Source organism: Burkholderia sp. 22PA0099 (genome assembly GCF_047497165.1).
Taxonomy (GTDB): Bacteria; Pseudomonadota; Gammaproteobacteria; order Burkholderiales; family Burkholderiaceae; genus Burkholderia.
The window spans coordinates 627,499-651,372 of record NZ_CP163164.1 but is presented as its reverse complement, the minus strand read 5'-3'; the positions used below and the strand labels follow the sequence as shown (position 1 = coordinate 651,372).

The 23,874-nt window shown below is 65.2% G+C and carries 18 protein-coding genes, 2 tRNA genes and 3 rRNA genes; 20 read left to right on the top strand and 3 right to left on the bottom strand.

All coding sequences use genetic code 11. The features are described from left to right. Nucleotides 1-114 precede the first annotated feature (114 nt). From AB4851_RS02920 to AB4851_RS02900, 5 genes are all read left to right on the top strand, one after another. Nucleotides 115-1,080 carry a 4-hydroxyproline epimerase gene (locus AB4851_RS02920; RefSeq protein WP_414448351.1) on the top strand — a complete coding sequence of 322 codons (966 nt, stop codon included), beginning with the start codon at nt 115-117 and terminating at the stop codon, nt 1,078-1,080. Next, complete coding sequence (locus tag AB4851_RS02915; protein WP_414448350.1) at nt 1,080-2,207, top strand: NAD(P)/FAD-dependent oxidoreductase; 1,128 nt, start codon at nt 1,080-1,082, stop codon at nt 2,205-2,207. The genes AB4851_RS02920 and AB4851_RS02915 overlap by 1 nt, the downstream gene beginning before the upstream one ends. Before the next feature lie 265 nt (nt 2,208-2,472). After that, nucleotides 2,473-2,748, top strand: coding sequence for a (2Fe-2S)-binding protein (locus tag AB4851_RS02910; protein WP_414448349.1), 276 nt, complete (start codon nt 2,473-2,475; stop codon nt 2,746-2,748). Continuing rightward, nucleotides 2,745-4,049 (top strand): FAD-dependent oxidoreductase, encoded by a 1,305-nt coding sequence (locus AB4851_RS02905; RefSeq protein WP_414448348.1) that lies wholly within the window; start codon nt 2,745-2,747, stop codon nt 4,047-4,049. The genes AB4851_RS02910 and AB4851_RS02905 overlap by 4 nt, the downstream gene beginning before the upstream one ends. A gap of 35 nt (nt 4,050-4,084) precedes the next feature. Continuing rightward, on the top strand, nt 4,085-4,888 hold the full coding sequence (locus AB4851_RS02900; RefSeq protein ID WP_414441938.1) for a helix-turn-helix domain-containing protein: 804 nt from the start codon (nt 4,085-4,087) through the stop codon (nt 4,886-4,888). A 301-nt stretch (nt 4,889-5,189) separates the two neighbouring features. Here AB4851_RS02900 and AB4851_RS02895 read toward each other — a convergent pair whose 3' ends face one another. Then, nucleotides 5,190-5,450, bottom strand: a complete 261-nt coding sequence (locus tag AB4851_RS02895; protein ID WP_414441044.1) for a hypothetical protein — start codon at nt 5,448-5,450, stop codon at nt 5,190-5,192. Between the two features lie 300 nt (nt 5,451-5,750). After that, the gene (locus tag AB4851_RS02890; RefSeq protein WP_414448347.1) at nt 5,751-7,643 is read right to left on the bottom strand and encodes a bifunctional sugar phosphate isomerase/epimerase/4-hydroxyphenylpyruvate dioxygenase family protein; all 1,893 of its coding nucleotides are present in this window, start codon (nt 7,641-7,643) and stop codon (nt 5,751-5,753) included. Nucleotides 7,644-7,899: 256 nt separating this feature from the next. On the opposite strand from AB4851_RS02890, the gene aroQ reads away from it, so the two are divergent. Genes aroQ through AB4851_RS02875 form a run of 3 tightly spaced genes read left to right on the top strand, consistent with a single transcriptional unit; the run spans nt 7,900 to nt 10,588 of the window. Then, nucleotides 7,900-8,352 (top strand): type II 3-dehydroquinate dehydratase, encoded by a 453-nt coding sequence (aroQ, locus tag AB4851_RS02885; RefSeq protein WP_414448346.1) that lies wholly within the window; start codon nt 7,900-7,902, stop codon nt 8,350-8,352. Then, nucleotides 8,349-9,215 carry a shikimate dehydrogenase gene (locus AB4851_RS02880; RefSeq protein ID WP_414448345.1) on the top strand — a complete coding sequence of 289 codons (867 nt, stop codon included), beginning with the start codon at nt 8,349-8,351 and terminating at the stop codon, nt 9,213-9,215. Before aroQ ends, AB4851_RS02880 begins: the two co-directional genes overlap by 4 nt. Nucleotides 9,216-9,250: 35 nt before the next feature. Beyond that, nucleotides 9,251-10,588, top strand: a complete 1,338-nt coding sequence (locus AB4851_RS02875; RefSeq protein ID WP_414448344.1) for an MFS transporter — start codon at nt 9,251-9,253, stop codon at nt 10,586-10,588. 177 nt (nt 10,589-10,765) lie between these two features. Here AB4851_RS02875 and AB4851_RS02870 read toward each other — a convergent pair whose 3' ends face one another. Next, a complete protein-coding gene (locus AB4851_RS02870; RefSeq protein ID WP_414448343.1) occupies nt 10,766-11,878 on the bottom strand; it encodes a 2-aminoethylphosphonate--pyruvate transaminase in 1,113 nt (370 codons plus the stop codon). Nucleotides 11,879-12,147: 269 nt separating this feature from the next. On the opposite strand from AB4851_RS02870, the gene phnS reads away from it, so the two are divergent. From phnS to rrf, 12 genes are all read left to right on the top strand, one after another. Further along, nucleotides 12,148-13,230, top strand: coding sequence for a 2-aminoethylphosphonate ABC transporter substrate-binding protein (gene phnS, locus AB4851_RS02865; protein WP_414448342.1), 1,083 nt, complete (start codon nt 12,148-12,150; stop codon nt 13,228-13,230). Nucleotides 13,231-13,250: 20 nt separating this feature from the next. Further along, on the top strand, nt 13,251-14,348 hold the full coding sequence (gene phnT, locus AB4851_RS02860) for a 2-aminoethylphosphonate ABC transport system ATP-binding subunit PhnT (protein ID WP_414441939.1): 1,098 nt from the start codon (nt 13,251-13,253) through the stop codon (nt 14,346-14,348). Continuing rightward, nucleotides 14,326-15,261 (top strand): 2-aminoethylphosphonate ABC transporter permease subunit, encoded by a 936-nt coding sequence (gene phnU, locus AB4851_RS02855; RefSeq protein WP_414449125.1) that lies wholly within the window; start codon nt 14,326-14,328, stop codon nt 15,259-15,261. Before phnT ends, phnU begins: the two co-directional genes overlap by 23 nt. Continuing rightward, a complete protein-coding gene (gene phnV / locus AB4851_RS02850) occupies nt 15,251-16,120 on the top strand; it encodes a 2-aminoethylphosphonate ABC transport system, membrane component PhnV (protein WP_414441052.1) in 870 nt (289 codons plus the stop codon). The genes phnU and phnV overlap by 11 nt, the downstream gene beginning before the upstream one ends. Nucleotides 16,121-16,166: 46 nt before the next feature. After that, the gene (gene phnA, locus AB4851_RS02845; RefSeq protein WP_414448341.1) at nt 16,167-17,495 is read left to right on the top strand and encodes a phosphonoacetate hydrolase; all 1,329 of its coding nucleotides are present in this window, start codon (nt 16,167-16,169) and stop codon (nt 17,493-17,495) included. Next, nucleotides 17,486-18,043, top strand: coding sequence for a phosphonate degradation HD-domain oxygenase (locus AB4851_RS02840; RefSeq protein WP_414448340.1), 558 nt, complete (start codon nt 17,486-17,488; stop codon nt 18,041-18,043). The genes phnA and AB4851_RS02840 overlap by 10 nt, the downstream gene beginning before the upstream one ends. A gap of 242 nt (nt 18,044-18,285) precedes the next feature. Continuing rightward, the gene (locus AB4851_RS02835) at nt 18,286-18,447 is read left to right on the top strand and encodes a hypothetical protein (protein WP_414448339.1); all 162 of its coding nucleotides are present in this window, start codon (nt 18,286-18,288) and stop codon (nt 18,445-18,447) included. A 147-nt stretch (nt 18,448-18,594) separates the two neighbouring features. Then, nucleotides 18,595-20,125, top strand: a 16S ribosomal RNA gene (locus AB4851_RS02830). A gap of 64 nt (nt 20,126-20,189) precedes the next feature. Further along, a tRNA-Ile gene (locus tag AB4851_RS02825) sits at nt 20,190-20,266 on the top strand. 36 nt (nt 20,267-20,302) lie between these two features. Next, a tRNA-Ala gene (locus AB4851_RS02820) sits at nt 20,303-20,378 on the top strand. A gap of 307 nt (nt 20,379-20,685) precedes the next feature. Beyond that, a 23S ribosomal RNA gene (locus tag AB4851_RS02815) occupies nt 20,686-23,565 on the top strand. 192 nt (nt 23,566-23,757) lie between these two features. Further along, nucleotides 23,758-23,871 (top strand): 5S ribosomal RNA (rrf, locus tag AB4851_RS02810). Together the 16S, 23S and 5S rRNA genes with 2 tRNA genes alongside form the textbook arrangement of a ribosomal RNA operon. Nucleotides 23,872-23,874: the final 3 nt, after the last annotated feature.

The following is a 23,874-nucleotide window of genomic DNA, read 5'->3' as shown; positions in this document are numbered from 1 at the left end:
ACGCCGGATGACGATATCGGCATATGCGCGATTTCCCTGACTATGCCGATTTCGTCATCGGGTGCGCATAATGTCGCCAAGACGCGAGGCGCCGCCGCTTCCTACGATAGCGGCATGAAAACACTCGACTTCATCGATTCGCACACGGGCGGTGAGCCTACCCGCCTCGTCGTGTCCGGAGGGCCGGATCTCGGCGCCGGCCCGCTCGCCGAGCGCCTCGAACGCCTGCGCACGCAGCACGACGACTGGCGCGCCGCGGTGGTGACCGAGCCGCGCGGCTCGGACGTGATGGTGGGCGCGCTGCTGTGCGAGCCGTCCGATCCGTCCTGTGCGGCGGGCGTGATCTTCTTCAACAACGTCGGGTATCTGGGCATGTGCGGCCACGGCACCATCGGGCTGGTGGTGTCGCTTGCGCACCTGGGCCGCATCGGGCCGGGCACGCACCGCATCGAAACGCCGGTCGGCATCGTCGAGGCCACGCTGAACGCCGATCGTTCGGTGTCCGTGAGAAACGTGCCGGCCTACCGCTACCGCCAGGGCGTGAGCGTCGAGGTGCCGGGCCACGGCGCGCTGAAGGGCGACATCGCCTGGGGCGGCAACTGGTTCTTCCTGGTGGCGGAGGATCAGCACCGCCGCACCGTCGCGCCGCCGCATCTGAAGGAGCTGACCGCGTTCTCGGGCGCGGTGCGCGATGCGCTGATCGCAGCCGGCATCACCGGCACGCACGGCGCGCTGATCGACCATATCGAACTGTTCGGGCCGCCGTCGCGGCCGGGCCTCGACAGCCGCAGCTTCGTGCTGTGCCCCGGCGACGCCTACGATCGCTCGCCGTGCGGCACCGGCACCAGCGCCAAGGCGGCCTGCCTCGCGGCCGACGGCAAGCTGGCCGAGCAGGCCGTGTGGCGGCAGGAGAGCGTGATCGGCAGCGTGTTCGACCTGCAATACGTTCGGCATGACGAAACGATCGAGGGCGAACCGGCGATCGTGCCGACGCTCACCGGCCACGCGCACGTGATGGCCGAAGGGCGGCTCTGCTTCGACGACAGCGACCCGTTCGCGAACGGCATCCGGCTGAACTGATGGCGCGCGCGGATGTGATCGTGATCGGCGCGGGCATCGTCGGCGCGGCGTGCGCGGCGGCATTGGCCGCGCGCGGGCTGGCGGTGGAGGTGCTCGACGCGGGCGGGATCGGCGCGGGCACCACCGCGGCCGGCATGGGGCACCTGGTGGTGATGAACGATTCGCCGGCCGAGCTGGCGCTCACGCGCCGCTCGCTGGCGCTGTGGCGCGAACTCGCGCCGAGCCTGCGCGAGCGCGACGCCTATGTGCGCTGCGGCACGCTGTGGGTGGCCGCCGACGACGAGGAACTGGAAGCGGCGCAGGCCATGCGCGACGGCTACGCGGCGGCGGGCATCGCGGCCGAGGTGATCGGCGCGGCCGCGTTGCGCGCGCGCGAGCCGATGCTCGCGCCGGGCCTGGCCGGCGGGCTGTTGGTGGAGGGGGACGGCATTGTCTACGCGCCGTCGGCCGCCGAATGGCTGCTCCGGCATTCGCCGTGTGCGGCGCGCATCCGCACACGGCTCGGCACGCGCGTCGCGGCGCTCGACGGCACGCGCGTGCGGCTCGACGGCGGCGACACGCTCACGGCCGCGCAGGTGATCGTCGCGAACGGCATCGACGCCGCGCGGCTCGTGCCCGGCGTCGCGTTGCAGGCCAAGAAGGGCCATCTGCTGATCACCGACCGCTACCCCGGCGCGATCACGCATCAACTGCTCGAACTCGGCTACATCAAGAGCGCGCATCACGCGCAGGGCACCTCGGTGGCGTTCAACGCGCAGCCGCGCCCGACCGGCCAGATCCTGATCGGCTCGTCGCGGCAGTTCGATACCGCCGATCCGGCCGTCGAGATGGCGGTGCTGGCGCGCATGCTGGCGCGCGCCACGCGCTATCTGCCGGGCCTCGCCGGCCTGAACGCGCTGCGCGCCTGGACCGGGTTTCGCGCGGCCACGCCCGACGGCATGCCGCTGATCGGCCCCGCGCCGGGGCGGCCGGGCGTCTGGCTCGCGACCGGCCACGAAGGGCTTGGCGTGACCACCTCGCTGGCGACCGCAGAACTGATCGCCGCGCAACTGGGCGGCGAGACGCCGCCGATCGCGCCCGAGCCGTACTGGCCGTCGCGCGTCACGACGGGGGCTGGCCATGACTGAGATCGACCGCAAGGCGATCGGCGAGACGCCGCCGATCGCGCCCGAGCCGTACTGGCCGTCGCGCGTCACGACGGAGGCTGGCCATGGCTGAGATCGACCGCAAGGCGATCGGCGTGACGCCGCCGATTGCGCCCGAGCCGTATTGGCCGTCGCGTGTCACGACGGAGGCCGGCTATGACTGAGCTCGAACGCAAGGCGATCGGCGAGACGCCGCCGATCGCGCCCGAGCCGTATTGGCCATCGCGCGTCACGACGGAGGCTGGCCATGACTGAGATCGACCGCAAGGCGATCGGTGTGACGATCGACGGCGCGGCCTGCCGTGTGCCCCAGGGCGTGACGGTGGCGGCGGCGCTGGCGATCGCGCTCGGCGTGCGCGGTACGCGCGCGTCGGCGAGCGGTGCGCCGCGCACCATGCTGTGCGGCATGGGCGTGTGCCAGGAATGCCGCGTCGGCATCGACGGCCGCGCGCATGCGCTGGCGTGCCAGACCGTCTGCCGCGACGGCATGACGATCGATACGACCTGGAAATCCGAACGATGAATGTGCATTACGACGTCGTGATCGTCGGCGCGGGGCCGGCCGGTTTGTCGGCGGCGCGGGCGGCGGCCGAGGCCGGCGCGCGCGTCGCGATCCTCGACGACAACCCCGATGCCGGCGGCCAGATCTGGCGGCAGGGCCCGGTGTTTGCAGCCGCCGCGCCGCTGGCCGAGGCGCTCGACGCGCTGCGCGCGCTGGGCGTCGAACGCCTGTCCGGCGCGCGCGTGGCGGCGGCGCTGCCGGGGCGCATGTTGCTGGCCGGGCAGGGCGAGTCCAGCCTGACGGTGCGCTACGAACGGCTGATCGTCGCCACCGGCGCGCGCGAACTGCTGCTGCCGTTCGCGGGCTGGACACTGCCCGGCGTGACCGGCGCGGGCGGCTTGCAGGCGCTGATCAAGGGCGGCGTGCCGGTGCGCGGCGAGCGCATCGTGATCGCGGGCAGCGGGCCGTTGCTGATCGCCGCGCTGGCCACCGCGCGCGACGCCGGCGCGAAGGTCGTGGCCGTGGTCGAGCAGGCCGGCGCGAACGCCGTGGGCCGCTTCGGGATGTCGCTGGCGGCCACGCCATCGAAACTCTGGCAGGCCGCGCTGCTCACACGCGGCTTCGTCGGCACGCGTTACATGACGGGCGGCGTGGTGCGCGCGGCGCACGGCGAGGCGCGGGTGGAGGCCGCCGTGATCGAGGCGGGCGGGCGCACCGAGACGATTGCCTGCGACCGGATCGCCTGCGGCTACGGGTTGCTGCCGAATTTGATGCTGGCGCGCGCGCTCGGCTGCACGGTGGAGGGTGGCGCGGTGGCCGTCGATGCCTGGCAGCGCACCTCGCTCGATGCGATCTACGCGGCCGGCGAAAGCACCGGCGTGGGCGGCATGGAGCTGGCGCGTGTCGAGGGGACAATCGCGGGCCTGTCGGCCGCCGGCGTGAGCGAGGCCGACCCGCGCTTCGCGCCGCTGCTGCGCGAACGCGACACCTGGCGCGGTTTCGCCGCGCGCGTTGCGCAGGCGTTCGCGCTCGGCGCGGCGGCGCGTGCACTGCCGCCCGACGATACCGTGCTATGCCGCTGCGAGGACGTGACGCTCGGCATGGCGCGCCCGTATGCGAACGCGCGCGACGCCAAGCTGCAAACGCGTTGCGGCATGGGCGCGTGCCAGGGCCGGGTGTGCGGCGCCGCGGCTGCCGTGCTGCTCGGCTGGCAGGAGGGCGGCGCGGGCGCGCCGCGTCCGCCGTTCGTGCCGGTGCGGGTGGGCACGCTGGCCGCGCTCGACGGCGCGGCCGATGCCCTGGCCGATCCGCCGCTCCTATAATCGACGCACGCCGTTTCCCATCCCACGCCACAGCAATCATGACTTCGCTTGCCGCTTCCCCATCGCCGCTGTCGGATGCGATCCGCCTGCCCGCCGCGCCCGGTGGCGGCGGGCTCGACGCGATGCTCGCGCATTTCGCGCTGCTCGAACCGGTGTTCGACGGCCTGCCCGATGTGGCGTTCTTCGTGAAGGACGTGGCCGGCCGCTACGTGCTGGCGAACCGCACGCTCGCGCAGCGCTGCGGCTTCAAGGAAAAGCGCGACCTGTACGGCAAGACCACCGAGGAAGTGTTCCCGCGCCGCTTCGGCCGCAACTATCTCGAACAGGATATGGCGACGATCCACGTCGGCCAGCCGCTGACCGACCAATTGGAGCTGCACCTGTATCCGGGCCGCGAGCCGGGCTGGTGCCTGACCACCAAGGAACCGCTGCGCGACGCGGCGGGGCAGGTGGTCGGCCTGGCGGGCATTTCGCGCGACCTGAAGGCGAACGAAGGCTCGCATCCGGCGTACAGCCGGCTCGCCGATGTCGTGCAGTACATCCAGGAGCATTACGTCCAGCCGCTCAATCTCAAGCATCTGGCCGCGATGGCCGGGATGTCGGTCGCGCAGCTCGAACGTTATTTCCACAAGGTGTTTCATCTGACGCCGCGCCAGGTGCTGCTGAAGACGCGGCTCGATGCGGCCACCGCGTTGCTCGTCACGCACGAGAAAGTGACCGACGTGGCCGCGCTGTGCGGCTACACCGATCACAGCGCGTTCTCGCGGCAGTTCAAGGCGACGGTGGGCGTGACGCCGACCGAATACCGGATGACCTTGCAGGCCGAACGCGGCGCGTGAGCGGCGCAGGCCACGCAACGCTCACGCAATCCCGACGCTCAAAAAGCAACTAACGGTCTAGCCGCCCGGCGCCTGCAAGAAACGTCCGGCGCCTCGGCGCATTCGGCGCATTCGGCGCGAGCGGGCGAGCGGGCGAGCAGGCGAGCAGGCAGGTCAATGCCGTGCCGTCAGGCGAGGGCGGCGGAGAAGAAGCGAGGGAGCGGGAGAAGCGAGGAAAACGGCGCGAAACCGCACGCAAGAACAACGGGAAGAGGGTGAACCCGGCACGGACGCAGGCGCGCCGGCCGAAGCCACGGCCCGATCAACGGAAGCCGAGGCCCTTCAGAATGGCCGTGCCGTCGGCCGTCAGGCGAACCAAGGGCGCGTCGGCATCGCTGCCGACGGTTTCGATCAAACCGGCTTCCTGCAACGCGGGCAACTCGGGCTTCGCGTTCGCGGCGATCGGCGCATGCAGCAGCACGAGCAGCGTGGCGATCTCGTGGTGACTGAGCAGGCGGCGCAGCATGGTCTTCGGGCGTGACGGGGGGCTGGCCGGGCGGCCGGGTGCATCGTTGGCGCTCATACAACCTCCTATTTATCTCGAAAACCAATGGGTAGCGGATGGTGACGTCCGAGACTTAAACGATTCTTAAAACCGTGGCGAGGAAGGGACAAGGCGGCCGGGCATCCGTTACCAGTTGTAACGGCGGCGCAGCGGGTGGCGGCGCATGTTGCGCCGCGATGATCGCGCCGGCCCTTGATGCGTTTGAAACGGCGGCCGGCGGTGGGGGCGGGGATGCTGCGGGCCGTTCCGTTACGGCCGTAAGACGCGAGGGGGCGGCCGTCGTCGCCGATCGGCCGCCCCCCGTTCCTGCGAAAACGTTTACTTCCGGCGTTGCGCCTGCGCGGCCAGCCGCACCGCCGTGTTCGCCGCGCCATAGCCGTCGTAGCCGCCGCGCCGCTCGACGATCTCGAACGAGAAGCGGTTGTCGATCAGCTCCGTATAGGCATGCAGGAATTCGCCGCCGTTCTCGTCGCGGTCGTACAGCAGATGGTGACGGCACAGCGCGTCGATGAACGCGTCCGACAGCGCGTAGCGCGCGGCGAGGTCGTCATAGTAATTGCGCGGAATGCGCAGGAAGCTCACGCCGTCCTCGGCCGCCTCGGCCACGGCCTTGACGATGTCGTCGGTGCGGAACGCGACGTGATTGAGCCCCGAGCCGTGATAGCGGTTCAGCGATTCGAACACGGCCGTGTGGCGATCCACCGAGGCATTGAGCGCGATTCGCACGCTGCCGTCCGGGCTGCGCACGGCGCGGCTGCGCATCAGGCCGTACGGGTCCGGCACCAGCCAGCTTTTCTCCACCTCGAAGCCGAACGCGGTGCGGAAGAACAGCACCCAGGTGTCGAGCGCGTCGGCCGGCAGCGCCAGGCAGACATGATCGATGCCCGTCAGCGGGCCGACTTCCACCGGGCCGTCCACGTCGGTCAGCACGAAATCCGATTCGTAGAGCGTCGGCGCGCCGGGCGCCTCGTCGATGAAATAGTCGAGGCTGCCGTCCGGCGCCTGCACGCCCGGCACCACGCGCTCGCTCGGGCCGACGCGCCCCGAGAACGGCGTGAAGCCGAAGCTGGCGGCGCGCTCGAACGCGAGCTTGGCGTCGTCCACCTGGAACGCCGACGCGCACAGCGACAGCCCGTGCTGCTGGAAGAACGCATCGGCGAACGAATCCGGCTCGGCGTTCAGCACGATCGAGGCCGCGCCGTGCTGATACAGCATGACGTTCTTCGAGCGGTGCTTGCCGGCCAGGCGGAAGCGCAGCTTGCCGAGCCAGCCGGCCACGTTGGCGGCCGCGGCCGCATCCACGGCGAATTCGATGAACTTGAAGCCGACGTGCGCGGGCGCGGCCGGCGGCGCGAACAGCGGCTGGCTGGCGGCCGGCGCGTGGCCGTCGGCGGCCAGCCGCACGCGCGTGATGTCCTCGAGGTGCAGCAGCGAGCGCAGGCCATCGGCTGCGGTGATCGCGGTGGGCGCGGCGCGGAAGCCGTCGTTGAAGATTTCGAGCGAAAGCGGGCCGTCGAAGCCCGATTCGATCACGCGCGCCGTGAAGCGGGCGAGGTCGAAATCGCCCTGGCCCGGGAACGAGCGGTAATGGCGGCTCCATTCGAGCACGTCCATCGCCAGCTTCGGCGCGTCGGCGATCTGCACGAACGCGATCCGGTCGCCGGGGATTTGCGCGATGGCGTCGGGGTCGTCGTCGAGCGAGAGCGTGTGGAAGCTGTCGAGCGCGAGGCCCAGGTGCGGGCTGTTGACGGCATCCACGAGCTTCCACGCGTGGCGGTAGGTCTTCACGACGCGGCCCCAGGCCAGCGCCTCGTAGGCGGCGATCACGCCCGCGCCGCGCGCGGCTTCGGCCAGCGCGCCGAGCTGGTCGGTCAGCAGGGCGTCGTCCGCGATGGTGTTCGGCGAGACGTTGCTGCAGACGAGGATGCGGTCGGTGCCGAGCGCATGCATCAGGTCGAACTTGCGGCGCACGCGGTCCAGGTTGCGCGCGAGCTGCTCGGGGCTGACGCCGTCGAAATCGCGGAACGGCTGGAACAGCACGATGTCCAGGCCGAGATCGGAGGCGATCTTGCGCACGTCGGCGGGCGAGCCGTCGAAGTAGAGCAGATCGTTTTCGAAGATCTCGACGCCGTCGAAACCGGCCGCCGCGATCGCATTGAGTTTTTCGACGAGCGTGCCGGACAGCGACACGGTGGCGATCGAACGCTTCATGAGCGAATTCCCGCAAAAAGGGTTCGGAAGTGGCGACAACGAACGAACAGGTTAACCAGAACGCGTTCGAAGATCGCGCAACTCCCCGATTTTATTCAAACAAGTGACGGGATTATACAAACTAACTAGATGGTACAAATAAGCATAAACCCCGAAAGACAAGCGATGCGCGCCGAAGGCACACTTGCGCCACCTCAAAGATTGTAGGTGGCGGATGCGCGATGCGATCCGCCCCGGTTTTACGGAGTCACGCGCAATGTCGAAGCCGAAGGTCCTGGTGCTCAACGGGCCGAACCTGAACCTGCTGGGCACCCGGCAGCCGCATATCTACGGCGCCGAGACGCTGGCCGACGTCGAGCGCCGCTGCGCCGAGGCGGCCGAATCGCTGGGCCTGGAGATCGAGTTCCGCCAGTCGAACGCCGAGCATCATTTGATCGACTGGCTGCACGAGGCGCGCACGCGCATCGACGGCGTGGTGATCAACCCGGCCGCCTATACGCACACCTCGGTGGCGCTGGCCGATGCGCTGACGGGCATCGACAAGCCGGTGATCGAGGTGCATATCTCGAACGTGCACCGGCGCGAGGCGTTCCGGCATCACTCGTATGTGTCGGCGGTTGCGCTGGGCGTGATCTGCGGCATGGGTACCGAGGGTTATGTGTTCGCGCTGCAACGCTTCGCGACGATCTTGAAAGGGGCGGGGCAATGAGCGGTCAAGCGGATAAGACATCGTTCCTGATCGGGCTGATCGGGCAGGGCATCGGCGGTTCGCTGTCGCCGGCCATGCACGAGCGCGAAGGCGGCCTGCAAGGCTTCAACTATGTTTACCGGCGGCTCGATCTCGACGTGCTCAAGATGAGCGTCGACGAACTGCCGAGGCTGCTCGACCTGGCCGAACGGATGGGCTTCGACGGTCTGAACATCACGTATCCGTGCAAGCAGCGCGTGATCGCGCATCTCGACACGCTGTCCGACGATGCGCGCGCGCTGGGCGCGGTCAACACGGTGCGCTTCGCCGACGGCAAGCGCAGCGGCCACAACACCGATTGGTCCGGGTTCGCGCGCGCGTTCCGGGGCGGGCTGGACGGCGTGTCGCTGGCGCGCGTGGTGCAGATCGGTGCGGGCGGCGCGGGGGCGGCCGTGGCGCACGCGGCGCTGATGCTCGGCGCGGGCGCGCTGACGATCTTCGACGTGGATGCCGCGCGGGCCGCGTCGCTGGCGGCCGAACTGCAAACGCGCTTCCCGCAGGCGGTGGTCACGGCGGGCGGCGCGCTCGACGCGGCGATGGCGCAGGCCACCGGCCTGATCCACGCCACGCCCACCGGCATGGCCAAGCATCCGGGGCTGCCGCTGCCGGCCGAATTGCTGGCCGGCAAGCCGTGGGTGGCCGATATCGTCTATTTCCCGCTCGAGACGGAATTGATCCGCGTCGCGCGGGAGATGGGTTGCCGCACGCTGCCGGGCGGCGGCATGGCCGTGTATCAGGCGGTCGACGCGTTCGAGATCTTCACCGGCCGCGAGCCGGACGCCGAACGCATGTTCTCGCACTTCGAATCGCTCGTCGCACGCTGATGCGGCGCGGCCAGGACAACAACCAGGAGACTTCGATGCAGCAATCCTCCCAACCGACCGCCACGGCCGCGTCCCGCGCGGACGCGGGCACCCAGCGCCGCTCGTCGGCGCGCTACCGGATTCTCGCGCTGCTCGCGTTCGGCACGATGATCAACTATCTCGACCGGACCGTGCTCGGCGTGGCCGCGCCGAGCCTGACCAAGGAACTGGGGATCGGCGCTGCCGTGATGGGGATCATGTTCTCGTCGTTCTCCTGGACCTACGTGCTCGCGCAGGTGCCGGGCGGCCTGTTCCTCGACCGTTTCGGCAGCAAGGTCACCTATTACCTGTCGATGACGTTCTGGTCGCTGTTCACGCTGCTGCAAGGCTTCGTGGGCAGCGTGGGCACGCTGCTGGCCTGCCGCCTCGGCCTCGGGTTCAGCGAAGCGCCGTGCTTCCCGACCAACAGCCGCGTGGTGGCGACCTGGTTCCCGCAGAAGGAGCGTGCGATGGCCACTGGCACCTACACGGTCGGCGAATACATCGGCCTGGCGTTCCTGAGCCCGGTGCTGTTCGCGCTGATGGGCGCGTTCGGCTGGCGTTCGCTGTTCTGGGTGGTCGGCGGCGTCGGCATCCTGTTCGGCCTGGTCTGGCTCAAGCTGTATCGCGAACCGCGCGAGCATCCGGCCGCGAATGCCGCCGAGCTGGCCTACATCGCCGAGGGCGGCGGCCTGATCGACGGCGAATCGAAGGCCGGCAAGCCGGGCCAGAGCAAGTTCAGCTGGTCGATGGCCGGCAAGCTGCTGAAGAAGCGCCAGCTCGCGGGCATCTGCCTCGGCCAGTTCGCCGGCAACTCCACGCTGGTGTTCTTCCTGACGTGGTTTCCGACCTATCTCGCCACGGAACGCCACATGGGCTGGCTCAAGATCGGCTTCTTCGCGGTGATGCCGTTCATCGCCGCGTCGGTGGGCGTGATGTTCGGCGGCATTTTCTCCGATTACCTGCTGCGTCGCGGCAAGTCGGCCAACGTGGCGCGCAAGCTGCCGATCATCGCCGGGCTGCTGCTTGCCTCGACCATCGTGCTGGCCAACTACGTGCAGAGCAACGAGGCCGTGATCGCGATCATGTCGGTGGCGTTCTTCGCGCAGGGCATGGCCGCGCTGGGGTGGACGCTGGTGTCCGATATCGCGCCGGAGGGCCTGCTCGGCGTGACCGGCGGCATCTTCAACCTGGCGGCCAACCTGGCGGGCATCATCACGCCGCTGGTGGTGGGGTTCATCGTCGCCTCGACGGGCTCGTTCGTCGGTGCGCTGGCCTTTATCGGCGTGATCGCGCTGATCGGCGCGCTGTCGTACATCTTCATCGTCGGCGACATCAAGCGGATCGTGCTGTAACCGTTCTCCGCGCACGGCACGACTTGGCCCGGCCCGCGACAGCGGCGCCGGGTTTTTTTATGGGGGCGGGCGAGGTGCGCGGGTGGTGGCGGTTCCGGCGCGCGGCGATGGCGAGCCGCGCCGAGCGCCTATTCGCGGAGGCGCCGAGAATCGAGCCGCCACCGCCAAGTACCGCCTTCAACACACCGCAATGCCGAGCCGTTTCAGCGCCGCGTCGATCGCCGCCACCGCGCGGCGGATCTCGTCGGCATCGATCGCGCCGATGCAGCCGACGCGGAACGTCTCCACCTCGGTCAGCTTGCCCGGATACAGCACGAAGCCCGCGTCGCGCACCGCTGCGTAGAACGCCATGAAATCGTAGGCAGGATCGCGCGGCGCATGGAACGTGACGATCACCGGCGCCTGCACGCGCGCGTCGAGGAACGGCACGAAACCGAGCGCGCGCATCCCGTCGATCAGCGCCGCGCAATTCGCCGCGTAGCGCGCACCGCGCGCCGGCAGGCCGCCCTGTTCGGCGTATTGCGCGAGCGCCGCGTGCAGCGCGGCCACCACGTGCGTGGGCGGCGTGAAGCGCCATTGGCCGGTGCGCTCCAGGTAGGCATGCTGGTCGTGCAGGTCGAGCGCGAGCGACGGCGAACGCCCGGCGCTGGCCGCGAGCAGCGCACGTTTGACGATCACGAAACCCATCCCCGGCACGCCTTCGAGGCACTTGCCGCTGGCCGACACCAGCGCGTCGATGCCGTGCGCCGCCACCTCCACCGGCAACGCGCCGAACGAACTCATCGCATCGACGATCAGCGGCTTGCCGTGCCGCGCGCACACGGCGGCGACCTGCGCGAGCGGGTTGAGGATGCCGGCGCTGGTTTCCAGATGCACGAGCGCGACGTGCGTGATGCGTGGCGTGCGCGCCAGCATCGCGTCGAGCGCTTCCGCGTCGATGGCCTCGTGCTCCGCAAACGGCAGTTCCACCGTCTCGATGCCGAGCCGCCCGAGAATTCGCACGATTCGCGCGCAATATGCGCCGTGGTTCGGCACCAGCACCACGCCGTCGCGCGGCACCAGCGTGCCGAGCGCCGCCTCCACCGCGAACGTGCCGCTGCCTTGCAGGGGCACACAGGCATAGGTGTCGTCGCCGCCGGCGATGCGCACCAGATCGGCGCAAAGCTCCCGCGTCAGGCGATTGAACGCGGCGTCCCACGAGCCCCAGTCGCGCAGCATCGCGCGGCGGGTGGCCGGCGAGGTGGTCAGCGGGCCGGGCGTCAGGAGAATCGGGTCGGTATCGGGCGTCACGTTGCCTCCGGGGCGGAAAGGAATCAAAGCAGGCGGCGCGCGATGGTCGGCGCACCGGACAAATCCCATCGTAGTGGCAAAGTGTGTCAATTATTGGAGTTAAGTGGCGCAGTCATGGAGTTGTCATCGAACGCTGTGATGCTTCGCCTGCTGCCGGAACGAATGCGTTCCGGCCGGCGTGGAGCCGGGCCGAATGCAAGCCCGCACAAGACGACAGGGCGCCGGCACGAGCCCGGCCCGACCCTCTATCCGCATTACGGAGAAGCGAGATGACAGTCCAGAATTCCTTCGGCACGGTGTTGCGCAAGCTGGCGCTGGCGGCGTGCGCGGCCGGCCTGCTGCAAGGCGTCGCCCTGCCGGCGCATGCCGCCGGCGCGGTGGTGCTGTACACGGCCGACGGCCTTGAAAACCTCTATCGCGACGTGCTGCCGGCGTTCGAGAAGAAGGAAGGCGTGAAGGTGAACATCGTCACGGCGGGCAGCGGCGAAGTGGTGAACCGCGCCAACGTCGAGAAGAACTCGCCGAAGGCCGACGTGCTGGTCACGCTGCCGCCGTTCATCCAGCAAGCCGGCCAGCTCGGCCTGCTGCAGGACTACGCGAGCGCCAACTACAAGAACGTGCCGGCCATCGCCAAGGCGGCCGACGGTTCGTGGGCGACCTTCGTCAACAACTACTTCTCGTTCGCGATCAACCCGGATGTGGTGAAGAACCCGCCGAAGACGTTCGCCGACCTGCTCGCGCCCGAATACGGCGGCAAGGTGGCCTACTCGAACCCGGCCACGGCCGGCGACGGCATGGCCGTGATCATCCTGACCACCACGCTGATGGGCGAAGACGCCGCGTTCGACTACCTGGCCAAGCTTGAACGCAGCGCCAAGTTCCACACCAAGGGCACGGGCTATCTGAACGTGCTGCTGTCGCGCAACGAGATCAGCGTTGCCAACGGCGACCTGCAGATGGATCTCGATGACGCCGAGCACGGCGCGCTGGCGGTCAAGCCGGTGTTCCTGACGGCCAAGGCCGGCGACCCGCCCACCACGTTCCAGTTGCCCTACGCGATCGGCCTGATCAAGAGCGGCCCGAACGCCGACGCCGGCAAGAAGCTGATCGACTACCTGATGTCGGCCGACGTGCAGGCTAAGGTGCCCGACATGTACGGCATCCCGGGCCGCACCGACGTGCCGCTGACCGGCAAGAACGGCGAAGCCGTGAAGCGCGCGATCGCGGGCGTCAAGCTGATCCCGGTGGACTGGAACGCCGTGATGGCCAAGAAGGCCGGCTGGACCGAGCGCTGGAAGAAGGACGTGATCGGCAGCTCCGGCAAGGAAACCGAAGTCGTCAAGCCGAAGTGACCGGTGCCTGAAGGATGCCTGTGAATACCGCCAGCCTGACCCATCTCGGCACGCGCGGTTCGGCGCAATCGCACGCGGCTCCGCGTGCCGTTGCGCCGGGCGGCGTGCAGATCGAGCATCTGAGCGTGCGCTACGGCGCACGCACGGTGCTCGACGATCTTTCGTTGCAGATCGGCGCCGGCGAGCTGCTGACCGTGCTCGGCCGCAGCGGTTGCGGCAAGACCACGATGCTGCGTTTCATCGCCGGGTTCGTGAAGGCTGACGGCCTGACCGGTTCGCTGACGGTGGCCGGCCGCGATCTGACCCATGCGCCGCCGCACAAGCGCAATCTCGGCCTGCTGTTCCAGAACTACGCGCTGTTTCCGCATTTGTCGGTGTTCGAGAATGTGGCGTTCGGGCTGCGCGCGCGGCGTTTGTCGTCGGGCGAGATCGCGCGGCGCGTGGCCGATGCGCTGAAGCTCGTGCAGCTCGGCGACGCCGGGCACGCAATGCCCGCGCAATTGTCGGGCGGCATGCAGCAGCGCGTGGCGCTGGCGCGCGCGCTCGTCATCGAGCCCGACGTGCTGTTGCTCGACGAGCCGCTGTCCGCGCTCGACGCCAACCTGCGCGCCTCGGTGCGCACCGAACTGAAGGCGCTGCACGAGCGCCTGCCGAACCTGACGATCGTCTGCGTCACGCACGACCGCGACGACGCGCTGGTGCTGTCCGACCGCGCGCTGTTGATGCGCGACGGCCGCATCGCGCAGATCGGCACGCCGCAGCAACTGTACGACCGCCCGCGCGACGGCTTCGTGGCGCGTTACCTCGGCGCGGCGAACCTGTTGCCGCCGAACGTGATCTATCCGATCGGCGATCCGCTGCACACCCTCCGCGATCAGGTCGCCTGCGTGCGGCCCGAGCGCTTCACGCTGAAGCCGCCCGGCAGCGGCGGGCTGAACGGCACCATCGGCGCGGTCGAGTGGCATGGCTCGGAGCTGTCGGTGTCGGTGATGCTCGATGCCGTGCCCGACACGCCCGTCCTGGTCACGCTGCAACGCGGCCGTGGCATGACGCCGGCGCGCGGCGAGCGCGTTTCCCTGCATTGCGAGGCGGATGATGTCGTCCTTATCGACCCCTGAGCGCAACGTCGAGCCGGGCCTCGCCGCGAAGCGCGAGGCATCGGCTGCCGCGCATGCGCGGGTGGCGCGACGCCGCCGCTGGCAGGGCAACCTGCATTTGCTGGTGTTGGCGATCGTCGTGCTCGGCCCGCTGGTGCTGTATCCGCTCGCGCGCCTGCTGCTGCTCAGCGTGATGGGAGATCACGGCTTCACGCTGGCCGGCTACCGTGCGTTCTTCGGCAACCCCGACACGCGCAATGTGCTCGGCACCACGCTGTGGGTGCTGTGCGTGAGCGCGGGCACGGCTTCCGTGCTCGGCGTGCTGCTTGCGGCGCTGCTGTTCTTTCGGCCGTTCCCGGGCGCCTCGCTCGTGACGCGCTTTCTCGAACTGTACGTGGCGTTCCCGTCGTTCCTGGTGGCGTTCACGCTGATCTTCCTGTACGGCTCGCAGGGCTCGGTCAGCATCGCGTTGCAGCGGCTGTTTCATCTCGATGCGCCGCCGCTCGATTTTCTGTTCGGCATCGGCGGCGTGATCCTTGCGCAGACGGTGTTCTACACGCCGTTCGTGGTGCGCCCCACGCTGGCCTCGTTCGCGACGCTCGACCTGCGGCTGGTCGAGGCGGCGCGCAGCCTCGGTGCGAGCGGCTGGATGCTGGCGCGGCGCGTGATCCTGCCGATCGCGTGGCCCGGCATCGCCGCCGGCACGATCCTGTGCTTCCTGCTGACGCTGAACGAGTTCGGGATTCTGCTGGTGCTCGGCAGCGCGCGGCTCGTCACGCTGCCGGTGGCGATCTATACCAGCGCGTCGGTCGATCTCGACCTGCCGACCGCCGCGGCCGGCGCCGTGGTGATGCTGGCGATGTCGCTGTCGCTGTATGCGCTTTACCGCCGGATCAATCGGCGCGCGATGGGGGGAGGCCGGGATGTCCGCTGACTATCGTTTGGGCGGAGAGGCCCCCGCGCCCTTGCCGCAACACCGCGTCAACGCGATGGACGCCGTGCTCAAGCAGGCCTCGCGCGTCGCGCTCGGCCTGGCCGCGTTCGCCTGCTTCTGGCTGTTCGTGCTGCCGGTGATCGTGGTGGCGCTGTCGAGCGTCGCCACGCGTTGGTCCGGCACCATCTTGCCGGCCGGCTACAGCCTGCGCTGGTTCGCCGCGCTCGGCGAGCCCGAATTCGGCGCGCTGGCCACCAGCCTCGAAATCGGCTTCGGCGTGGCGGTGATCGGCACGGTGCTCGGGCTGTGGCTCGCGCTGGCGCTCGAAGGGCGCACCAGCGGGCGGCTCGGCACGCTGCTCGATGCGATCGTGATGCTGCCGAACGGCGTGCCGAGCGTGGTGCTTGGGCTGGCCGTGCTGATCGCCTATCATCAAAAGCCGGTCGATCTCTCGAGTTCGGCCGCCATCGTCGTGCTGGTGCAGCTCGCGCTGATCCTGCCCTTCTGCTATCGCTGCGCCGCCGCCGCATTGCGGCCCGAACTGACCGTGCTGCGCGAAGCCGCCGCCAGCCTTGGTGCGCCGCCGTCGATGGTGCTGCGCCGCGTGCTGCTGCCGCAACTGGTGCCGGCGCTGCGTGCGAGCCTCGCGCTCGGCTTCGCGCTGTCGCTCGGCGAGCTGGGCGCGACCATGACCGTTTATCCGCCGGGCTTCGCGACCGTGCCGATCGTCGTGATCGGCCAGGTCGAGCGCGGGTATTACCTGCCGGCGTCGGCGCTGGCGCTGTTGATGCTGGTGGCGTCGCTGGCGGCGCTGATGTTGATCGCGGCGCGCGTGCCGCGCCTGCGCCGGCCGTCGTAACGCAGGGCCGGCTGGGCGAACCGACAACGATGAAGGTGGAGGAGTCATGCTGAAACCGGATCAGGACACGATCGACGTCAACGGCCGCCGCTACCGGCTGCCCGTCACGCCCACGGCCATCGTCTGTATTGGTGGCGGCGCGCCCGCGTATCTCGATGCCGCGCTTGCCGCCGGCGTCGTGCCGTTCGTCGCCCGCATGATGCGCGACGGCGCGGCGTTCGACGCCGACGGCATCGTGCCCGCGCTGACCCATGCGAGCCAGGTGTCGATCGCCTGCGGCGTGCCGCCCGCCGTGCATGGCATCTGCGGCAATACGTTTCACGATGCGCTCGCGCAAGGCGGCGCGGGCGCCGAGGTGGCGCTGCACCGCGCCGACGACCTGCGCGCCGGCACGATCTTCGCCGCGGCGGCCGAGGCCGGTGCGCGCGTGGCCGTGGTGACGGCCCGCGACAAGCTGCGCCGGCTGCTCGGCGCGCGGCTCAAGGGCATCTGTTTTTCGGCCGAAAAGGCCGCGCAGGCGTCGCTCTCCGAGAACGGCATCGCCGATGCACTCGATCTGGTCGGCTTGCCGTCGCCGTATATCTATAGTCCGGAGCTGTCCGAGTTCGTGCTGGGTGCCGGCGTGCGGCTTGCGAGGACGCGCAAGGTCGATCTGATGTATCTCGCGACGCACGACTATGTGCAGCGCAAGTGGGCACCCGGCTCGCCCGAGGCGAATGCGTTCTACGCGACGATCGACCGGCATCTGGCGCTGCTCGACGCGCTCGGCTGGGTGGTCGGCCTGACCGCCGATCACGGCATGAGCGCCAAGCACGATCCGCACACCGGCAAGCCCAACGTGGTGTATCTGCAGGACGTGCTCGACGCCGGGTTCGGCTTTCCGGCCACGCGCGTGGTGTTGCCGATCGCCGATCCGCATGTCGCGCATCACGGTGCGCTCGGCTCGTTCGCGACGATCCACCTGGGCGCCGGCCTCGATGCGGACGAGGTGGTCGCGCGGCTGCGCGCGCTCGACGGCGTGGCGCTGGCGCTGCGCCGCGACGATGCCGTCGCGTATCTCGAACTGCCGGCCGACCGCATCGGCGACGTGGTGGTGGTGGCGCGCGACGACGTTGTACTGGGCCGGCGCGAGCGCGAGCACGACCTGTCCGCGCTGACCCTGCCGCTGCGCTCCCACGGCGGTTTCGGCGAGCAGCGGGTGCCGCTGCTGTTCAACCGGCGCATGGCGTCGCTCGATCCGAGCCGCCGCTGGCGCAACTTCGACGCGTTCGAACTGGCGCTCAACCATGCCGTGCGCGGCGCCGATTTCACGTTCGAGCGCGCGTTGCACGCACCCAATCTCGTCAATCAGGAAGGAGCAGGGACGTGGCATTGACGCTGGACGACATCCGCACGCTGTTCGAGCGCCGTGGCGGCACGGCATACAGCGGCGAGCCGGTGACGCAGCTCGAGCACGCGTTGCAGAGCGCGCAACTGGCCGACGACGAGGGCGCTGACGACGCGCTGATCACGGCGGCGCTGCTGCACGACCTCGGGCATCTGCTGAACGAGCAGGGCGAGACGCCCACCGCGCGCGGCATCGACGATCTGCATCAGTACTACGCGCTGCCGTTCCTGCGCGGGGTGTTTCCCGAGGCGGTGCTGGAGCCGATCCGGCTGCATGTCGATGCGAAGCGCTGCCTGTGCGCGATCGAGCCGGGGTACGCCGAGGCGCTGTCGGCCGATTCTGTGCGCAGCCTGGCGCTGCAGGGCGGTACTTATAGTGATGAGGATGCGCGGACGTTCCTGCTGCGTCCCCACGCAGGCGATGCAATCCGGCTGCGCCGTTGGGACGACGAGGCGAAGGTGGCCGGCGGCGTGACGAAATCGCTCGATTACTTCATGGAAATCGCAGCGCGCACGGCAATAACGATGCATCGATAGAGTTTTTGCGCGAATTTATTCGCATATTTCTTTTTATATCAAAGGCTTGTCATAAAGGGCGCCGCGTGAGCGGCGCCCTTTATGCATTTTCTTTGCGAAAACGCTTGCACGAAACGGGATGGGTGCTTAGAATTCGGCCTCTCTCGCGATGACGGAAACGCAGAACGGGTGGAGAAGCCAGGCAGGACAAGGAGAGCGCCGGAATTTGGGCCGCTTCTTTGAACTGGTGAGGAACTCGATCGATGCAGTCTGTTGATCGAAGCGCTGAAAAAGTAGTTGACGCGCTTCAAAATGTTCTTCATAATCTCGCTTCTCTGCTGCTGAAAACGCAGCACCGAAACGAAGCCAAGCTTCTCTCGGAAACGCTCTTTAACAATCTACAGCCGATAAGTGTGGACGCTTGATGGAAGCGGTCCTGATCTTAGGATCAGGTCAGCAAAAGTATCAAGAGTCTCACACAAAAGTAAGTCAGGTTTATGAAGTAATTCGTAATCCTGTCAGCTTTGAGTGAGCGACCGGTTCGAAAGAACCGAAAAACAGTAACAGGTATTGAACTGAAGAGTTTGATCCTGGCTCAGATTGAACGCTGGCGGCATGCCTTACACATGCAAGTCGAACGGCAGCACGGACTTCGGTCTGGTGGCGAGTGGCGAACGGGTGAGTAATACATCGGAACATGTCCTGTAGTGGGGGATAGCCCGGCGAAAGCCGGATTAATACCGCATACGATCTACGGATGAAAGCGGGGGACCTTCGGGCCTCGCGCTATAGGGTTGGCCGATGGCTGATTAGCTAGTTGGTAGGGTAAAAGCCTACCAAGGCGACGATCAGTAGCTGGTCTGAGAGGACGACCAGCCACACTGGGACTGAGACACGGCCCAGACTCCTACGGGAGGCAGCAGTGGGGAATTTTGGACAATGGGCGAAAGCCTGATCCAGCAATGCCGCGTGTGTGAAGAAGGCCTTCGGGTTGTAAAGCACTTTTGTCCGGAAAGAAATCCTTGGTTCTAATAAAGCCGAGGGATGACGGTACCGGAAGAATAAGCACCGGCTAACTACGTGCCAGCAGCCGCGGTAATACGTAGGGTGCAAGCGTTAATCGGAATTACTGGGCGTAAAGCGTGCGCAGGCGGTTTGTTAAGACCGATGTGAAATCCCCGGGCTCAACCTGGGAACTGCATTGGTGACTGGCAAGCTAGAGTATGGCAGAGGGGGGTAGAATTCCACGTGTAGCAGTGAAATGCGTAGAGATGTGGAGGAATACCGATGGCGAAGGCAGCCCCCTGGGCCAATACTGACGCTCATGCACGAAAGCGTGGGGAGCAAACAGGATTAGATACCCTGGTAGTCCACGCCCTAAACGATGTCAACTAGTTGTTGGGGATTCATTTCCTTAGTAACGAAGCTAACGCGTGAAGTTGACCGCCTGGGGAGTACGGTCGCAAGATTAAAACTCAAAGGAATTGACGGGGACCCGCACAAGCGGTGGATGATGTGGATTAATTCGATGCAACGCGAAAAACCTTACCTACCCTTGACATGGTCGGAATCCTGGAGAGATCCGGGAGTGCTCGAAAGAGAACCGATACACAGGTGCTGCATGGCTGTCGTCAGCTCGTGTCGTGAGATGTTGGGTTAAGTCCCGCAACGAGCGCAACCCTTGTCCTTAGTTGCTACGCAAGAGCACTCTAAGGAGACTGCCGGTGACAAACCGGAGGAAGGTGGGGATGACGTCAAGTCCTCATGGCCCTTATGGGTAGGGCTTCACACGTCATACAATGGTCGGAACAGAGGGTCGCCAACCCGCGAGGGGGAGCTAATCCCAGAAAACCGATCGTAGTCCGGATCGCACTCTGCAACTCGAGTGCGTGAAGCTGGAATCGCTAGTAATCGCGGATCAGCATGCCGCGGTGAATACGTTCCCGGGTCTTGTACACACCGCCCGTCACACCATGGGAGTGGGTTTTACCAGAAGTGGCTAGTCTAACCGCAAGGAGGACGGTCACCACGGTAGGATTCATGACTGGGGTGAAGTCGTAACAAGGTAGCCGTATCGGAAGGTGCGGCTGGATCACCTCCTTTCTCGAGCTAATACCGCGAAAGTTGAGCGTTCACGCTTATCGGCTGTAAATCAAGACAGACTCAGGGGTCTGTAGCTCAGTTGGTTAGAGCACCGTCTTGATAAGGCGGGGGTCGTTGGTTCGAATCCAACCAGACCCACCACTTAGTCTGGACAGTATCCTTGAGAAGTCTCTGTATGGGGGCATAGCTCAGCTGGGAGAGCACCTGCTTTGCAAGCAGGGGGTCGTCGGTTCGATCCCGTCTGCCTCCACCAATCTTCAATGACAAGCGTTCAGGTCAGTGTGACCTGAGGATTTGTCATTGGCGATTGAGCCAGTCAGAGCGATCTGTACACCATGTGTACTTATCGGCTGTCGTTCTTTAACAATCTAGAAGAAGTAGTAATTTGAATAACGGAAGCGTCTATTTGAGATGGGCGTGAAAGTTATTCGGGTTGTGATTGTATCGATGTATCTCAAGAAGATTCGAACTTAAATGTTCGGCTCAATTGGAATACGGCACAAATGCGAGAACTCAACCTGTAGCGACTGTCGAGCGCAAGCGAGACAGACTCGTTATAGGGTCAAGCGAACAAGTGCATGTGGTGGATGCCTTGGCGATCACAGGCGATGAAGGACGCGGTAGCCTGCGAAAAGCTACGGGGAGCTGGCAAACAAGCTTTGATCCGTAGATGTCCGAATGGGGAAACCCACTCCTTTTGGAGTATCCATGACTGAATACATAGGTCATGTGAAGCGAACGCGGTGAACTGAAACATCTAAGTAACCGCAGGAAAAGAAATCAACCGAGATTCCCAAAGTAGTGGCGAGCGAAATGGGAAGAGCCTGTACTCTTTATTTGTATTGTTAGTCGAACGCTCTGGAAAGTGCGGCCATAGCAGGTGATAGCCCTGTAGACGAAAACAGTATGAAAGAACTAGGTGTACGACAAGTAGGGCGGGACACGTGAAATCCTGTCTGAAGATGGGGGGACCATCCTCCAAGGCTAAATACTCGTGATCGACCGATAGTGAACCAGTACCGTGAGGGAAAGGCGAAAAGAACCCCGGGAGGGGAGTGAAATAGATCCTGAAACCGCATGCATACAAACAGTCGGAGCCTCGTAAGGGGTGACGGCGTACCTTTTGTATAATGGGTCAGCGACTTACGTTCAGTAGCAAGCTTAACCGAATAGGGCAGGCGTAGCGAAAGCGAGTCCGAATAGGGCGTTCAGTTGCTGGGCGTAGACCCGAAACCAAGTGATCTATCCATGGCCAGGATGAAGGTGCGGTAACACGTACTGGAGGTCCGAACCCACTAACGTTGAAAAGTTAGGGGATGAGCTGTGGATAGGGGTGAAAGGCTAAACAAACTTGGAAATAGCTGGTTCTCTCCGAAAACTATTTAGGTAGTGCCTCGCGTCTCACCTTCGGGGGTAGAGCACTGTCATGGTTGAGGGGTCCATTGCGGATTACCTCGCCATAGCAAACTCCGAATACCGAAGAGTGCAATCGCGGGAGACAGACATCGGGTGCTAACGTCCGGTGTCAAGAGGGAAACAACCCAGACCGCCAGCTAAGGTCCCCAAATATAGCTAAGTGGGAAACGAAGTGGGAAGGCTAAAACAGTCAGGAGGTTGGCTTAGAAGCAGCCATCCTTTAAAGAAAGCGTAATAGCTCACTGATCGAGTCGTCCTGCGCGGAAGATGTAACGGGGCTAAGCTATATACCGAAGCTGCGGATGCACATTTATGTGCATGGTAGGAGAGCGTTCCGTAAGCCTGCGAAGGTGCACTGTAAAGTGTGCTGGAGGTATCGGAAGTGCGAATGCTGACATGAGTAGCGATAAAGGGGGTGAAAGGCCCCCTCGCCGTAAGCCCAAGGTTTCCTACGCAACGTTCATCGGCGTAGGGTGAGTCGGCCCCTAAGGCGAGGCAGAAATGCGTAGCTGATGGGAAGCAGGTCAATATTCCTGCACCATTGTTAAATGCGATGGGGGGACGGATCGCGGAAGGTTGTCCGGGTGTTGGAAGTCCCGGTCGCTGCATTGGAGAAGGCGCTTAGGCAAATCCGGGCGCAGAATTCAAGGGTGTGGCGCGAGCTTCTTAGGAAGCGAAGCAATTGGAAGTGGTTCCAAGAAAAGCCTCTAAGCTTCAGTTTAACAGTGACCGTACCGCAAACCGACACAGGTGGGCGAGATGAGTATTCTAAGGCGCTTGAGAGAACTCGGGAGAAGGAACTCGGCAAATTGGTACCGTAACTTCGGGATAAGGTACGCCCTTGTAGCTTGACTGGCCTGCGCCAGGAGGGTGAAAGGGTTGCAATAAACTGGTGGCTGCGACTGTTTAATAAAAACACAGCACTCTGCAAACACGAAAGTGGACGTATAGGGTGTGACGCCTGCCCGGTGCCGGAAGATTAAATGATGGGGTGCAAGCTCTTGATTGAAGTCCCGGTAAACGGCGGCCGTAACTATAACGGTCCTAAGGTAGCGAAATTCCTTGTCGGGTAAGTTCCGACCTGCACGAATGGCGTAACGATGGCCACACTGTCTCCTCCCGAGACTCAGCGAAGTTGAAGTGTTTGTGATGATGCAATCTCCCCGCGGCTAGACGGAAAGACCCCATGAACCTTTACTGTAGCTTTGCATTGGACTTTGAACCGATCTGTGTAGGATAGGTGGGAGGCTATGAAACCGGAACGCTAGTTTCGGTGGAGCCGTCCTTGAAATACCACCCTGGTTTGTTTGAGGTTCTAACCTTGGCCCGTGATCCGGGTCGGGGACAGTGCATGGTAGGCAGTTTGACTGGGGCGGTCTCCTCCCAAAGTGTAACGGAGGAGTACGAAGGTACGCTAGGTACGGTCGGAAATCGTGCTGATAGTGCAATGGCATAAGCGTGCTTAACTGCGAGACCGACAAGTCGAGCAGGTGCGAAAGCAGGTCATAGTGATCCGGTGGTTCTGTATGGAAGGGCCATCGCTCAACGGATAAAAGGTACTCTGGGGATAACAGGCTGATACCGCCCAAGAGTTCATATCGACGGCGGTGTTTGGCACCTCGATGTCGGCTCATCTCATCCTGGGGCTGTAGCCGGTCCCAAGGGTATGGCTGTTCGCCATTTAAAGAGGTACGTGAGCTGGGTTTAAAACGTCGTGAGACAGTTTGGTCCCTATCTGCCGTGGGCGTTGGATATTTGAAGGGGGCTGCTCCTAGTACGAGAGGACCGGAGTGGACGAACCTCTGGTGTACCGGTTGTCACGCCAGTGGCATCGCCGGGTAGCTATGTTCGGAAGAGATAACCGCTGAAAGCATCTAAGCGGGAAACTCGCCTTAAGATGAGATATCCCTGGAGGCTTGACCTCCTTGAAGGGTCGTTCGAGACCAGGACGTTGATAGGTCAGGTGTGTAAGCGCAGTAATGCGTTCAGCTAACTGATACTAATTGCCCGTAAGGCTTGATCCTATAACAAGTCTGCGTCGATGATCGTTAGTGCTTCAGCACTTACGAGCATCCCATCCTGAACCGCAGGTTCAGGATCTTAAAAGGCACGACAAGCGTTATAGAAAGAATTCTCGTGTGCCGATACACACAACTCATTACTACTTCTTCCAGATTGGATGTGGCGCTCAAGCAGCGACGCATCAACCCCTTTAGCCTGATGACCATAGCGAGTCGGTACCACCCCTTCCCATCCCGAACAGGACCGTGAAACGACTCTACGCCGATGATAGTGCGGATTGCCCGTGTGAAAGTAGGTAATCGTCAGGCTTC